General features: G+C 61.8%; 10 protein-coding genes. 4 read left to right on the top strand and 6 right to left on the bottom strand.

Annotation, left to right across the window (positions count from 1 at the left end):
* Window positions 1-171: 171 nt before the first annotated feature.
* Window positions 172-2,259 (top strand): LTA synthase family protein, encoded by a 2,088-nt coding sequence (locus GJU48_RS16075; protein ID WP_094951434.1) that lies wholly within the window; start codon window positions 172-174, stop codon window positions 2,257-2,259.
* A 53-nt stretch (window positions 2,260-2,312) separates the two neighbouring features.
* Here GJU48_RS16075 and GJU48_RS16070 read toward each other — a convergent pair whose 3' ends face one another.
* Window positions 2,313-2,465, bottom strand: a complete 153-nt coding sequence (locus tag GJU48_RS16070; protein ID WP_015885095.1) for a DUF3309 family protein — start codon at window positions 2,463-2,465, stop codon at window positions 2,313-2,315.
* Window positions 2,466-2,793: 328 nt separating this feature from the next.
* On the opposite strand from GJU48_RS16070, the gene GJU48_RS16065 reads away from it, so the two are divergent.
* Window positions 2,794-3,609 carry an SDR family oxidoreductase gene (locus GJU48_RS16065; protein ID WP_094951433.1) on the top strand — a complete coding sequence of 272 codons (816 nt, stop codon included), beginning with the start codon at window positions 2,794-2,796 and terminating at the stop codon, window positions 3,607-3,609.
* Between the two features lie 231 nt (window positions 3,610-3,840).
* Window positions 3,841-4,032, top strand: a complete 192-nt coding sequence (csrA, locus tag GJU48_RS16060) for a carbon storage regulator CsrA (protein ID WP_094953534.1) — start codon at window positions 3,841-3,843, stop codon at window positions 4,030-4,032.
* A 7-nt stretch (window positions 4,033-4,039) separates the two neighbouring features.
* On the opposite strand, the gene GJU48_RS16055 is transcribed toward csrA, so the two are convergent.
* The 5 genes from GJU48_RS16055 to mnmC form a co-directional block, all read right to left on the bottom strand.
* Window positions 4,040-4,267, bottom strand: coding sequence for a YheU family protein (locus tag GJU48_RS16055; protein WP_053257215.1), 228 nt, complete (start codon window positions 4,265-4,267; stop codon window positions 4,040-4,042).
* Between the two features lie 74 nt (window positions 4,268-4,341).
* The gene (locus tag GJU48_RS16050) at window positions 4,342-5,526 is read right to left on the bottom strand and encodes an osmoprotectant NAGGN system M42 family peptidase (protein WP_094953533.1); all 1,185 of its coding nucleotides are present in this window, start codon (window positions 5,524-5,526) and stop codon (window positions 4,342-4,344) included.
* Window positions 5,527-5,700: 174 nt separating this feature from the next.
* Complete coding sequence (gene ngg / locus GJU48_RS16045) at window positions 5,701-7,446, bottom strand: N-acetylglutaminylglutamine synthetase (RefSeq protein ID WP_094953532.1); 1,746 nt, start codon at window positions 7,444-7,446, stop codon at window positions 5,701-5,703.
* Between the two features lie 3 nt (window positions 7,447-7,449).
* A complete protein-coding gene (locus GJU48_RS16040; protein WP_094953531.1) occupies window positions 7,450-9,222 on the bottom strand; it encodes an N-acetylglutaminylglutamine amidotransferase in 1,773 nt (590 codons plus the stop codon).
* Between the two features lie 143 nt (window positions 9,223-9,365).
* Window positions 9,366-11,357 (bottom strand): bifunctional tRNA (5-methylaminomethyl-2-thiouridine)(34)-methyltransferase MnmD/FAD-dependent 5-carboxymethylaminomethyl-2-thiouridine(34) oxidoreductase MnmC, encoded by a 1,992-nt coding sequence (gene mnmC, locus GJU48_RS16035; protein ID WP_094953530.1) that lies wholly within the window; start codon window positions 11,355-11,357, stop codon window positions 9,366-9,368.
* A gap of 304 nt (window positions 11,358-11,661) precedes the next feature.
* On the opposite strand from mnmC, the gene pap reads away from it, so the two are divergent.
* The gene (gene pap, locus GJU48_RS16030) at window positions 11,662-13,176 is read left to right on the top strand and encodes a polyphosphate:AMP phosphotransferase (protein ID WP_094953529.1); all 1,515 of its coding nucleotides are present in this window, start codon (window positions 11,662-11,664) and stop codon (window positions 13,174-13,176) included.
* Window positions 13,177-13,191: the final 15 nt, after the last annotated feature.

Below are 13,191 nucleotides of genomic sequence, written 5' to 3'. Positions count from 1 at the left end.
TGCCGTTAAAGGCGCAAGGGCGGCGCACGTTCAGTAATTAATAGCGTTGCTGCCATTGATCGGGCACCATTTGCGCCACCGCGTTAACCGCCTACCCCAGCCAGCCTGGGCGAGGGACGGACGCCACTGCATTTTTTCGTAACTTAAACTTCCAATGGGTCCTGAAACGACATGGCAAACCCGGACGCCCTGAGTCAGCAGCGAGCTTCTAATCGCCTGCTGCAACCGACCGTCAAATCCCATCTGGCGTACACACTGCTCTGCGCACTGGTCATGATGGTGATGTTCTCCCTGCTGCGCCTGGCGCTCCTGGCCTATAACCGCGAGATGATCCTCGACACGCCTGCCTCGACCTTCCTGGAAGCGTTCGTCAACGGCACGCGCTTCGACATACGCTTTGTGATGTACGCGCTGGTCCCGCTGCTGCTGGCGTTGTTCAGCGTAAGGGCCATGGCGGCGCGCGGGTTCTTCCGTTTGTGGCTGACCGTGGTGTCCAGCATTGCCCTGTTCCTGGGCTTGATGGAAATGGACTTCTACCGCGAGTTCCACCAGCGCCTCAACGGCCTGGTCTTCCAGTACGTGAAGGAAGACCCGAAAACCGTGATGAGCATGCTCTGGTACGGTTTCCCGGTGGTGCGCTACCTGCTGGCCTGGGCCGTGGGCACACTGATCCTGAGCATCGCCTTCAAAGGCGCCGACCGTGCGACGCGCCCACGTGGCCCGTTCAGCGGCGGCAGCATCGGCACCCGCCAAGTGGCGCCGTGGTACAACCGCATCGCGGTGTTCGTGGTCTGCCTGTTGATCGCCGTGGTCGCCATCCGTGGCACCCTGCGCCAGGGCCCGCCGCTGCGTTGGGGTGATGTCTACACCACCGAATCGAACTTCGCCAACCAACTGGGCTTGAACGGCACCTTGTCGCTGATCGCCGCGGCCAAGTCGCGTTTCTCCGAGGAGCGTTCCAACATCTGGAAGGCCACCCTCGATCAGCCGCTGGCTACCCAAACCGTGCGTGACATGCTGGTGCTACCGCAAGAGAAGCTGGTGGATACCGACACCGCAGCGGTGCGCCGTGACTACACGCCACCGGCCGAGAAGACCCTGCCGATCAAGAACGTTGTAGTGATCCTGATGGAAAGCTTCGCCGGTCACTCGGTCGGTGCGCTGGGCCGCCCAGGCAACATCACACCGTACTTCGATAAGTTGTCCAAAGAAGGCTTGCTGTTCGACCGCTTCTTCTCCAACGGCACCCACACCCACCAGGGTATGTTCGCCACCATGGCCTGCTTCCCGAACCTGCCGGGCTTCGAATACCTGATGCAGACCCCGGAAGGCAGCCACAATCTGTCGGGCCTGCCGCAGTTGCTCAGCGCGCGCAAGTTTGACGACGTGTATGTCTACAACGGCGATTTCGCCTGGGACAACCAGTCGGGCTTCTTCAGCAACCAGGGCATGACCAACTTCATCGGGCGTAATGACTTCGTCAACCCGGTGTTCTCCGACCCGACGTGGGGTGTGTCCGACCAGGACATGTTCACCCGTGGCCTGGAAGAGTTGAAAGCCCGCGAAGGCGGCAAGCCGTTCTACGCGCTGCTGCAAACCCTGTCCAACCACACGCCGTACGCATTGCCGACGCCATTGCCGGTAGAGAAAGTCACCGACCGTGGCAGCCTCAACGAGCATTTGACGGCCATGCGTTACTCCGACTGGGCCCTGGGCCAGTTCTTTGAAAAGGCTCGTAAAGAGCCGTACTTCAAAGAAACCCTGTTCGTGATCGTGGGTGACCACGGCTTCGGCAACGAACAGCAGATCACCGAAATGGACCTGGGCCGCTTCAACGTGCCGATGCTGATGATTGCACCGGGCATGCAGGAGAAGTTCGGCGAGCGTGACCACACCGTGGGCACCCAGATCGACATCGTGCCGACCATCATGGGCCGCCTCGGTGGCGACACCCTGCACCAGTGCTGGGGCCGTGACCTGCTGAACCTGCCGGAAGGCGACAAGGGCTTTGGCGTGATCAAGCCGTCGGGCAGCGACCAGACGGTGGCCTTGGTCACCGCAGACCGTATCCTGGTACTGCCAAAGGAAATGCCACCCAAACTGTGGGAATACGAACTGGGCGCTAACCCGACCGGTAAAGTGATCCCAGAATCGCCGGACGAAGCGGCGCTGAAGCAGAAACTCGAATCGTTCCTGCAGACAGCGACCAAGAGCTTGTTGGATAACACCGCCGGTGTTATCGACGGTAAGCCGGACTAATTTAACGGCAATAAAAAAGAGGCCTCAATGAGGCCTCTTTTTTTGTCCGGTGTTTATATCCGACCGAGCAACAACAGCACCAGCAGGACGACCAGGACAACGCCCAGAATACCCGACGGGCCATAGCCCCAGTTACGAGAGTGCGGGAATACTGGCAGGCCGCCTACCAGCAATAGGATCAGGATAATGATCAGAATGAGGCTCATAGTTTTTTTCCTTATAGGCCTTCTGCAAAGACCGGTTATTAAACGCTAGGCCGTCATCTTAATACAGACGCCTTATTAACTCCGACTGTACCGGTCGGCAGAAAATTCCCTGGTTTTTTAAAGCATTTTGCAAACTTGCTTATTTCTTTTAATGCGTTCGCAAATACGCCGTATTAGTTGAAAAAGATTGAACTTACGCTATACGTAGCTCTCCCACCCGGCCCCAGGTTTGCCCGAGGCATTCATCAATTGGATGGTGCGTGGGTGTGGGAAAAACCTTCGCTACACTGCCGATCACTTCTTCCGTGAACCACAAGGCTACTTTCCTATGCAAAATCGCATGATGATCACCGGCGCCGGGTCCGGCCTGGGTCGCGAAATCGCGCTGCGCTGGGCCCGTGAGGGCTGGCAGTTGGCCTTGTCGGATGTCAGTGAGCCTGGCTTGCAGGAAACCCTCAGGCTGGTGCGCGAGGCGGGTGGCGATGGGTTTATCCAGCGTTGTGATGTGCGCGATTACAGCCAGCTCACCGCGTTTGCCCAGGCCTGCGAGGTCAAGCTGGATGGGGTTGATGTGATCGTCAACAATGCCGGCGTCGCCTCGGGTGGTTTTTTCGCCGAGTTGTCTCTGGAGGATTGGGACTGGCAGATCGCGATCAATCTGATGGGCGTGGTCAAGGGCTGCAAGGCGTTTCTGCCGCTGTTGGAGAAGAGCAAGGGCCGGATCATCAACATCGCCTCAATGGCAGCACTGATGCAGGGGCCGGCGATGAGCAACTACAACGTGGCCAAGGCGGGTGTGGTGGCGTTGTCGGAGAGTTTGCTGGTGGAACTCAAGCAGCAGGAAGTGGGTGTGCATGTGGTGTGCCCGTCGTTTTTCCAGACCAACTTGCTGGATTCGTTTCGCGGGCCTACCCCGGCGATGAAGGCGCAGGTGGGTAAGTTGCTCGAGAGTTCGCCGATTTCGGCGGCGGACATTGCTGACTATATTTACCAGCGGGTGGCGGAGGGGGAGTTTATGATTCTGCCGCATGAGCAGGGGCGTATGGCTTGGGCGTTGAAGCAGAAGACTCCGCAGTTGCTGTATGACGAGATGGCTTCGATGGCGGATAAGATGCGGGCTAAGGCGCAGGCGGTTAGGGGGTGAGGTTTTGGTGGGGGGCATATCCGTTGCTGCGGTAACGGCGGCTATTGGTTCCGCCCTTACGGCGCGCAGCAACGGATATGTACTCAACAACCCCAACCCCCCTAATCAACCCATGTCTGTCAGGCAAATTACCTATAAATGTAGGCCCCGTCTGATTTAACGGCAAGCCATTGTCGCCCCCCACCCAAGCGCGCATGGTCAAGGTCCTGTCACTCCAAAAGGACAACCGCCATGCTGGTCTTAAGCCGCGCCATAGGCGAAATCATCTCTATCGGCGATGACATCACCTTGCACATCCTCGAACTAAACGGCACCCAAGTAAAATTTGGTATCCAGGCTCCAATAGGGGTCAACATACACCGCGCCGAGGTGTATCAGAAAATCCTCGAACGCCAAGCCACACAAGCCCAAACCAACCCGTAAAACACCCTCAATCGAACAGATGCTTGGGCACATCGTGCTTGAGCATCAACTGGCATTGCTCACTGTCAGGGTCGAACACAATCAGCGCCTGGCCCTTGGTCAGCGCCTGTCGCACACGCAATACGCGGGTTTCCAGGGGCGTCTCATCGCCATTGTCCGTGCCGTCGCGGGTCACGAAGTCTTCGATGAGGCGCGTCAGGGTGTCGACTTCAAGTGCGTCGTAGGGAATCAGCATAAAAGCCTCAGAGGTAGAATCCCGGCGATGCTACTGCGCCGGGATCCGTCTTGCCAGTATCCGGTGTGCCCGTGTCAGGACTTCTGGCCCACCAAGCTGTCCACCGACGGCACGCGAGTGTCGCTCTCCATCTGCGTTTCATGCTCGATCTGATGACTGAAGCGGTCCAGCGAACCTTGGGCCGGTTGCGCGTCGCTGGCGAATACCGGCGGGCTGAGGATGTACGCGCCCAACAGGCGACTCAACGCCGCCAGGCTGTCGATGTGCGTGCGCTCGTAGCCGTGGGTCGCGTCGCAACCAAACGCCAGCAGCGCGGTGCGAATGTCGTGGCCGGCAGTCACCGCCGAATGCGCGTCGCTGAAGTAATAGCGGAACAGGTCGCGCCGCACTGGCAGGTCATTGTCCGAGGCCAGGCGCAGCAAGTGCCGGGACAGGTGATAGTCATACGGCCCGCCGGAATCCTGCATCGCCACGCTCACGGCGTGCTCGCTGGAGTGCTGGCCGGGTGCGACCGGGGCGATGTCGATGCCAACAAACTCACTCACGTCCCACGGCAGGGCAGCAGCGGCGCCACTGCCGGTTTCTTCGGTGATGGTAAACAGCGGGTGGCAGTCGATCAGCAAGGGTTCGCCGCTGTCGATGATCGCCTTGAGCGCGGCGAGCAGGGCGGCGACACCGGCTTTGTCGTCCAGGTGACGCGCGCTGATATGCCCGCTCTCGGTGAACTCGGGCAGTGGGTCAAAGGCCACGTAGTCACCGATGCTGATGCCTAAGGAATCGCAGTCGGCGCGGGTGGCGCAGTAAGCGTCGAGGCGCAATTCCACGTGGTCCCAACTCACTGGCATTTCATCCACGGCGGTGTTGAAGGCGTGCCCGGAGGCCATCAACGGCAACACGCTGCCACGGATCACGCCGTTGTCGGTAAACAGGCTGACGCGGCTGCCTTCGGCAAAACGGCTGGACCAGCAACCGACCGGAGCGAGGGTCAGGCGGCCGTTGTCTTTGATTGCACGTACGGCGGCGCCGATGGTGTCCAAGTGCGCGGACACTGCGCGGTCGGGGCTGTTTTTCTGGCCCTTGAGGGTGGCGCGAATGGTGCCGCGCCGGGTCATCTCAAAGGGGATGCCCAGTTCTTCCAGGCGTTCGGCGACGTAGCGCACGATGGTGTCGGTAAACCCGGTAGGGCTGGGAATGGCGAGCATTTCCAGCAGCACTTTTTGCAGGTAGTTCAGGTCCGGTTCGGGGATGGTTCGAGTCATGGAAACTCCTGATGAGGTGAGGGCATCGATGGTTTCGATGAGGGGAACAGGTCAGCTGGAAATCCATCGCCTGTACTGACCTCATCGCGGGTAAGCCCGGCTCCCACATTGGAGTGCATTCAACTGTGGGAGCCGGGCTTGCCCGCGATAGCGCCGGTGCAGGCGACACATTTCTCAAGCGGTCGGCTGGCTATGCGGAAACAACAAATCCACAAACTTCTCCGCAGTCGGTTGCGGCTCGTGATTGGCCAGGCCGGCCCGTTCGTTGGCTTCGATAAACACATACTCGGGCTGGTCGGCGGCGGGCACCATCAGGTCCAGGCCGACCATGGGAATGTCCAGCGCGCGGGCGGCGCGTACGGCGGCGTCGACCAGGGTCGGGTGCAGAATCGCCGTGACGTCTTCCAGGCAGCCGCCGGTGTGCAGGTTGGCGGTGCGGCGTACCGCCAGGGTTTCGCCACGTGGCAGGATGCTGCTGTAGTCGTAACCGGCGGCATGCAGGGTGCGTTGGGTTTCGGCGTCCAGCGGGATTTTGCTTTCTCCGTCGGTGGCGGCTTGGCGCCGACGGCTTTGGGCTTCGATCAAGGCGCCGATGGAATGCTGGCCGTCGCCGGTCACTTCGGCCGGGCGACGGATGGCGGCGGCGACCACTTCAAAACCGATCACCAGGATGCGCAGGTCGAGGCCTTCGTGAAAGCTTTCGAGCAGCACACGGCTGTCGAACTGACGCGCCGCTTCGACAGCTTTCTGCACGTCCTCGATGGTCTGCAGATCCACCGCCACGCCTTGGCCTTGCTCGCCATCGAGCGGCTTGGCCACGATGCGCTGGTGTTCGTCGAGGAACTCCAGGTTGTCGTCGGCATTGCCCGCCAATTGCTGCGAGGGCAGGTTCAAACCGGCCGCTTTGAGCACTTTGTGGGTCAGGCTTTTGTCCTGGCACAGGGTCATGCTGATGGCGCTGGTCAGGTCGCTCAGGGATTCACGGCAGCGCACGCGGCGCCCGCCATGGCTGAGGGTAAACAGGCCGGCATCGGCATCATCGACGTGCACATCAATGCCGCGTCGGTGAGCCTCTTCGACAATGATCCGCGCGTATGGGTTGAACCCGGCCTGCGGGCCGGGGCCGAGAAACAGCGGCTGGTTGATGCCGTTCTTGCGCTTGATCGCAAAGGTGGTCAGCGCGCGAAAACCCAGCTTGGCGTAGAGGCTCTTGGCCTGGCGGTTATCGTGCAACACCGACAGGTCGAGATAGCTCAGGCCACGGCTCATAAAGTGCTCCACCAAGTGGCGCACCAGCACCTCGCCCACGCCAGGGCGCGTGCACTGCGGGTCGACGGCCAGGCACCACAGGCTGCAACCGTTTTCCGGGTCGTGAAAGGCTTTTTGATGATTGAGGCCCATCACGCCGCCGATCACCGCGCCGCTGTCTTCGTCCTCGGCCAGCCAATACACCGGGCCACCTTGATGGCGCGGGGTCAGGCGCTCGGCGTCGACCGGCAGCATGCCGCGGCCTTGATACAGCTGGTTGACTGCCGCCCAATCGGCTTCAGTTTGCACCCGGCGAATACGAAAGCCGCGAAACACGCGGGTGGCGGGCCGATAGTCGCTGAACCACAGGCGCAACGTGTCGGACGGGTCCAGGAACAGCTGCTGCGGATCAATCCCGAGGATCTGCTGGGGCGCGGCCACGTACAGCGCGATGTCGCGTTCGCCAGGCTGCTCATGCAGCAGTTCCTGAGCCAGGCTCGCCGGGTCCGCAAACGTGTGGCCGATCAACAACCGGCCCCAGCCGCAATGCACGGCAATCGGTTCGGCGCCAAGCGGGCTGCCATCTTCCGCCAGGCGGGCTTGCAGGCGCTCGTAGGTCGGCGCCTGGCCCTTGAGCAAGCGTTGGCTGTAAGCCGCTGCGAGAGGTTTCATCAATCAGATTCCTTGTTCGCTGAGCCACAGGTTCAGCGCCGCCAGTTGCCACAGCTTGGAGCCACGCAGCGGGGTCAGTTGGCCCTGCGGGTCGGTCAACAGGCGGTCAAGCATGGCCGGGTTGAACAGGCCGCGATCCTGGCTCGGGTCCAGCAGCAGTTCTCGCACCCAGTTCAAGGTGTCGCCCTGCAAATGCTTAAGGCCCGGCACCGGGAAGTAGCCTTTCTTGCGGTCGATGACTTCGCTCGGGATGACGCGGCGCGCGGCCTCTTTGAGCACCTGCTTGCCACCGTCGGGCAACTTGAACTTGCCGGGTACGCGGGCCGAGAGTTCGACGAGGCGGTAATCCAGAAACGGCGTGCGCGCTTCCAGTCCCCAGGCCATGGTCATGTTGTCGACGCGTTTGACCGGGTCGTCCACCAGCATCACCGTGCTGTCCAGGCGCAGGGCCTTGTCCACGGCGGCGTCGGCGCCCGGCATGGCGAAATGTTCGCGCACAAAGTCACCGGCTGCGTCATTGGCGGTCAGCCATTTCGGCGCGACGGTGGCGGCGTAATCGTCGTAGCTGCGGTCGAAAAACGCGTCGCGGTAGGCGGCATACGGGTCGCTGGCGCCGTCCACTTGTGGGTACCAGTGGTAACCGGCGAACAGCTCATCGGCGCCCTGGCCGCTTTGCACCACCTTGCAATGCTTGGCCACTTCCCGCGACAGCAGGTAGAAGGCGATGCAGTCGTGGCTGACCATCGGCTCGCTCATGGCGCGGAATGCCGCCGGCAGTTGCTCGATGATTTCGCTTTCGGCGATGCGCAGTTGGTGGTGACGGGTGCCGTAGTGCTTGGCGATCAGGTCCGAGTACTGGAACTCGTCGCCGCGCTCGCCACCGGCGTCTTCAAAACCGATGGAGAAGGTCGATAAATCCTGCACGCCGACTTCACGCAGCAGGCCGACGAGCATGCTCGAATCGACACCGCCGGACAGCAGCACGCCGACGTCCACGGCGGCACGTTGGCGGATCGCCACGGCTTCGCGGGTGCTGTCGAGCACGCGGTCGGTCCAGTCTTGCAGCGTGAGGTTTTTTTCATCCTCATGGGGGCCGTAGGGCAGGGTCCACCAGGTTTTCTGCTCGGTGTCGCCATGGGCGTCGATGCGCATCCAGCTCGCCGGCGGCAGCTTTTCAATGCCCGCCAGCAAGGTGCGCGGCGCCGGTACTACGGCGTGGAAGTTCAGGTAGTGGTTAAGCGCGACCGGGTCGAGGATCGGGTTGATATCGCCGCCCTTGAGCAGTGCCGGCAAGGCCGAGGCGAAGCGCAGGCGCTGGCCGGTACGCGACAGGTACAAAGGCTTCACGCCCAGGCGGTCACGGGCGATAAACAGGCGCTGAGCGTCGCGCTCCCAGATGGCAAACGCGAACATGCCGTTGAGCTTGGGCAGCAGTGCTTCGCCCCAGGCGTGGTAGCCCTTGAGCAGCACTTCGGTGTCGCCGCCGGAATAGAAGGCATAGCCCAGGGCTTCCAGTTCTTGCCGCAATTCCGGGAAGTTATAGATGGCGCCGTTGAACGCCAGCGACAGCCCAAGCTGGGCGTCGACCATCGGCTGGGCCGAGCCGTCCGACAGGTCCATGATTTTCAGGCGCCGGTGGCCCAGGGCAATCGGCCCTTGGGCGTGGAAGCCCCAGGCGTCGGGGCCGCGAGGGGCCAGGTGATGGGTGATGCGCTCAATCGCTGCCAGGTCGGCAGGTTGGGCATCGAAACGTAATTCTCCAGCTAATCCGCACATAAATTCCTTACCGGTTTTTCCGTTGGGGAGGGTCAATACTCAATACGCCCGAAGGGCGCGTACCCAGAAACTGACCCAGTGCTATGCGTGGAGTTTTAGACCGATAAGTTATAAGGCAAATTGCCGCGACGCCTGCAATCCCGCTATTTCTGTGTCGCTGCCTTGCCTCTGACCAGTGCGCGCAGGGCAAACCGATTCGGGTGGCAGGCCTCTGCCACGCTGGCCGGAACGGGCAGCGGCTCGTCGCTGAGCCAGGCTGCCAGCAACTCGCCGCACAGTGGCGCGGTAATCAGCCCGCGTGAGCCGTGGCCGCTGTTGATGTACAACCCTGGCAGCCACGGGCAAGGCGTGTCCGGCACTTGGCGGGCGTCTTTGCTGAGTACGGCATAGGCGTGTCGGAAGGCGTCCTGGTCGGCCAACGGCCCGACGATCGGCAGGTAGTCAGGGCTGGTGCAGCGGAAAGCAGCGCGGCCTTCCAACTGTTCGGGAGCCAGTGCGTCGGCGCCCAGGCGATGCAGCAGGTCTTCAGAAATCTCCCGCAGCATTTCGAGGTTGCCGGCATGTTCGGCGACGGTGGGCGTGAGGTCTTCATTGTTGAAATCAAAACTGGCGCCCAAGGTGTGCTCGCCAAGCCGGGCGGGCGCGACGTAGCCTTCGGCGCAGACCACCGTGGCCAAGGCCGTACTCGCCGTCGTTTGCGCCAGCCGGGTGATTTGCCCGCGGATACGCTTGAGCGGCAAGTCGGCGCTCAGTGGGAACCGCTTGATGTCGGCGGCTCCAGCGAGCACCACCACACTGGCGCTTACCAGCACGCAGTCACCGTCGCGGGCCTGCCACTGATCGTCGACCCGGTGCAGCTCCAGGGCATCGTGATGGGTGAGCACCTCAATCAGCGGATGCGCCGCTTGCCAGTGGCACAGCGCGGGCGGATGCACCCAACCGCCTTGCGGCAAAAACAGGCCGCCCTGGGCCAGGTCGATGCCGGCCTGTTGTTGCGCGTGTTCACGGTCCAGCAGGTGCAGCAACTCGGGCGCAAACGCCTCAGCCAGTTGTGCCTGGCGCTGGGCTTCCTTGGCGTCGAACGCCAGTTGCAGCACACCGCAGCCATCCCAATCGACACCTCGGTGCAGGTGCTCCAACAGACGTCGCGTGTGGCCGAAGCCGCTGAGGATCAGTTGCGACAACGCCGTGCCATGGGCCGACAGCTTGAGGTACAGCACGCCCTGAGGGTTGCCGGACGCTTCCTGGGCCAGGGCGGCGTGGCGCTCCACCAAGCTGACGCGCCAACCGCGCGCGGCCAGGCTGGCGGCAGTGGCGCAACCGGCCAAGCCGCCGCCGATGACCATGGCGTGGCGCTCGCCTTCGACAGTTGCCGTGCGGGCGAACCAGGGTTTGGCTTTGGCCGGCGGTGTCGCGTCCTCGGGCCAGCCGAGAAACTCACCGCGCAGGATCTCCCATTTATGCCCGATGCCCGGCGTGCGCTTCATCTTGAACCCGGCGGCATTGATCAGGCGCCGTACCCAGCCGGTGCTGGTAAAGGTGCTGATGGTTGAAGCCGGTGCGGCCAAGCGGGCCAGTTCGGCAAACAGTTCGGCGGTCCACATGTCGGGGTTTTTCGCCGGGGCGAAGCCGTCGAGAAACCACGCGTCAACCTGTGCATCCAGCTGCGGCAGTTGCTCCAGGGCGTCACCGATCAACAGCGTGAGGGTCACACGGCCATTGTCCAGCACCAGGCGTTGGAAGCCTGGGTGGATGGCAATGTACTGGGCCAACAATTGCTCGGCGAAGGGCGCAAGTTCCGGCCAGAGGGCGAGGGCGCGTTGCAGGTCGGCGTGGCTCAGTGGGTACTTTTCCACGCTGACAAAATGCAGGCGTGCACCGGCCACCGCGTGTTGCTCAAACAGCTGCCAGGCGCAGAGAAAATTCAAGCCGGTGCCGAAACCGGTCTCGCCAATCACCAATCGTCCGCCCGCCGGCAAGGCGGCAAAACGCTCCTGCAAACGGTTCTGTTTGAGGAACACATAGCGGGTTTCTTCAAGGCCGGATTTGTCGGAAAAATACACATCGTCGAAGACCCGCGAGTGCGGGCGACCTTGGTCATCCCAGTCGAGCTGGGCGTGGGTGATGGGGTTCATGGGCGGCTCGGTAAAGACAAGGCGGCCATTCTAGCTGATCAATAGACGTTGAATTGACCCAAGGCAACTACGTGTGGAATTTCCTCCCGCGCATTGTTGCCCAATCCGCTAGTCTTGAACCTTGGTCATCCCAGTCGAGCTGGGCGTGGGTGATGGGGTTCATGGGCGGCTCGGTAAAGACAAGGCGGCCATTCTAGCTGATCAATAGACGTTGAATTGACCCAAGGCAACTACGTGTGGAATTTCCTCCCGCGCATTGTTGCCCAATCCGCTAGTCTTGAGCCATCTTGAAACGGAGCTGCCCATGTTCGAATCCGCCGAAATCGGTCACGCCATCGACAAAGACACCTACGACGCCGAAGTGCCGGCCCTGCGCGAGGCCTTGTTGGAGGTGCAGTACGAGCTGCAACAGCAGAAGCGCTTCCCGGTGATCATCCTGATCAACGGCATTGAAGGCGCCGGCAAGGGCGAGACCGTCAAGCTGCTCAATGAATGGATGGACCCACGCCTGATCGAGGTGCGCACCTTCGACCAGCAGACCGACGAAGAACTGGCGCGCCCGCCGGCCTGGCGCTACTGGCGGCAACTGCCCGCCAAAGGCCGCATGGGCATCTTTTTTGGCAACTGGTATAGCCAGATGCTGCAAGGCCGGGTGCACGGCCAGCTCAAGAACGCCCGCCTGGACCAGGCCATCGCCGGTGCCGAGCGCCTGGAAAAGATGCTCTGTGACGAAGGCGCGCTGATCTTCAAGTTCTGGTTCCACTTGTCCAAGAAGCAGATGAAAGCGCGGCTCAAGGCCTTGGCCGATGACCCGCTGCACAGCTGGCGCATCAGCCCGCTGGACTGGCAGCAATCGGAGACCTACGACAAGTTTGTGCATTTCGGCGAGCGCATTCTGCGCCGCACCAGCCGTGACTACGCGCCGTGGCACGTGATCGAAGGCGTTGACGCTAATTACCGCAGCCTCACCGTGGGCAAAATCCTGCTTGAGAGCCTGCAAAATGCCTTGAAACTGCCCAAGGGCAAGGCCAGCGGCATGAACCCGGCGCCGTTGTTGGCGTCGGTGGACCGCAAGAGCCTGCTCGACAGCCTCGACATGACCTTGCACCTGGACAAGGACGATTACGAAGAACAGCTGATCACCGAACAGGCGCGCTTTTCCGGCCTGATGCGCGACAAACGCATGCGCAAGCACGCGCTGGTCACCGTATTCGAAGGCAACGACGCGGCGGGCAAAGGCGGGGCGATCCGGCGGGTGGCAGCGGCGCTGGACCCGCGCCAGTATCACATCGTGCCGATTGCCGCGCCGAGTGAAGACGAGCGTGCCCAGCCTTACCTGTGGCGGTTCTGGCAGAAGATCCCGGCACGCGGCATGTTCACTGTGTTCGACCGTTCGTGGTACGGCCGCGTGTTGGTGGAGCGCATCGAAGGCTTCTGCACCCCGGCGGACTGGATGCGCGCCTACGGCGAGATCAATGACTTTGAAGAGCAGCTGCGCGACGCGGGGGTGATCGTGGTCAAGTTCTGGCTGGCCATCGACAAACAGACCCAGCTGGAGCGCTTCCAGGCCCGTGAGGAGATCCCGTTCAAGCGCTTCAAGATCACCGAGGACGATTGGCGTAACCGCGACAAGTGGGACGACTACCGCGCCGCCGTGGGCGATATGGTCGACCGCACCAGCACGGAAGTCTCGCCGTGGACCCTGGTGGAAGCCAACGACAAGCGCTGGGCGCGGGTCAAGGTGCTGCGCACCATCAACCGCGCGCTGGAAGAGGCGTTCGATAAGACTGACAAGCACGATAAGAAGACAAAGAAATAGCGTTCTGGGGATCAT

It is taken from the genome of Pseudomonas sp. IB20, assembly GCF_009707325.1.
Taxonomy (GTDB): Bacteria; Pseudomonadota; Gammaproteobacteria; order Pseudomonadales; family Pseudomonadaceae; genus Aquipseudomonas.
Note: the sequence above shows the minus strand (reverse complement) of the source record. Positions and strands in the feature narration are given on the sequence as shown.

Coding starts and splice junctions, on each gene's coding strand:
- mnmC (WP_094953530.1), bottom strand. CDS start 11,357: ATGAACCCCATCACCCACGCCCAGCTCGACTGGGATGACCAAGGTCGC.
- pap (WP_094953529.1), top strand. CDS start 11,662: ATGTTCGAATCCGCCGAAATCGGTCACGCCATCGACAAAGACACCTAC.
- GJU48_RS16070 (WP_015885095.1), bottom strand. CDS start 2,465: ATGAGCCTCATTCTGATCATTATCCTGATCCTATTGCTGGTAGGCGGC.
- GJU48_RS16050 (WP_094953533.1), bottom strand. CDS start 5,526: ATGACTCGAACCATCCCCGAACCGGACCTGAACTACCTGCAAAAAGTG.
- csrA (WP_094953534.1), top strand. CDS start 3,841: ATGCTGGTCTTAAGCCGCGCCATAGGCGAAATCATCTCTATCGGCGAT.
- GJU48_RS16040 (WP_094953531.1), bottom strand. CDS start 9,222: ATGTGCGGATTAGCTGGAGAATTACGTTTCGATGCCCAACCTGCCGAC.
- GJU48_RS16075 (WP_094951434.1), top strand. CDS start 172: ATGGCAAACCCGGACGCCCTGAGTCAGCAGCGAGCTTCTAATCGCCTG.
- GJU48_RS16065 (WP_094951433.1), top strand. CDS start 2,794: ATGCAAAATCGCATGATGATCACCGGCGCCGGGTCCGGCCTGGGTCGC.
- ngg (WP_094953532.1), bottom strand. CDS start 7,446: ATGAAACCTCTCGCAGCGGCTTACAGCCAACGCTTGCTCAAGGGCCAG.
- GJU48_RS16055 (WP_053257215.1), bottom strand. CDS start 4,267: ATGCTGATTCCCTACGACGCACTTGAAGTCGACACCCTGACGCGCCTC.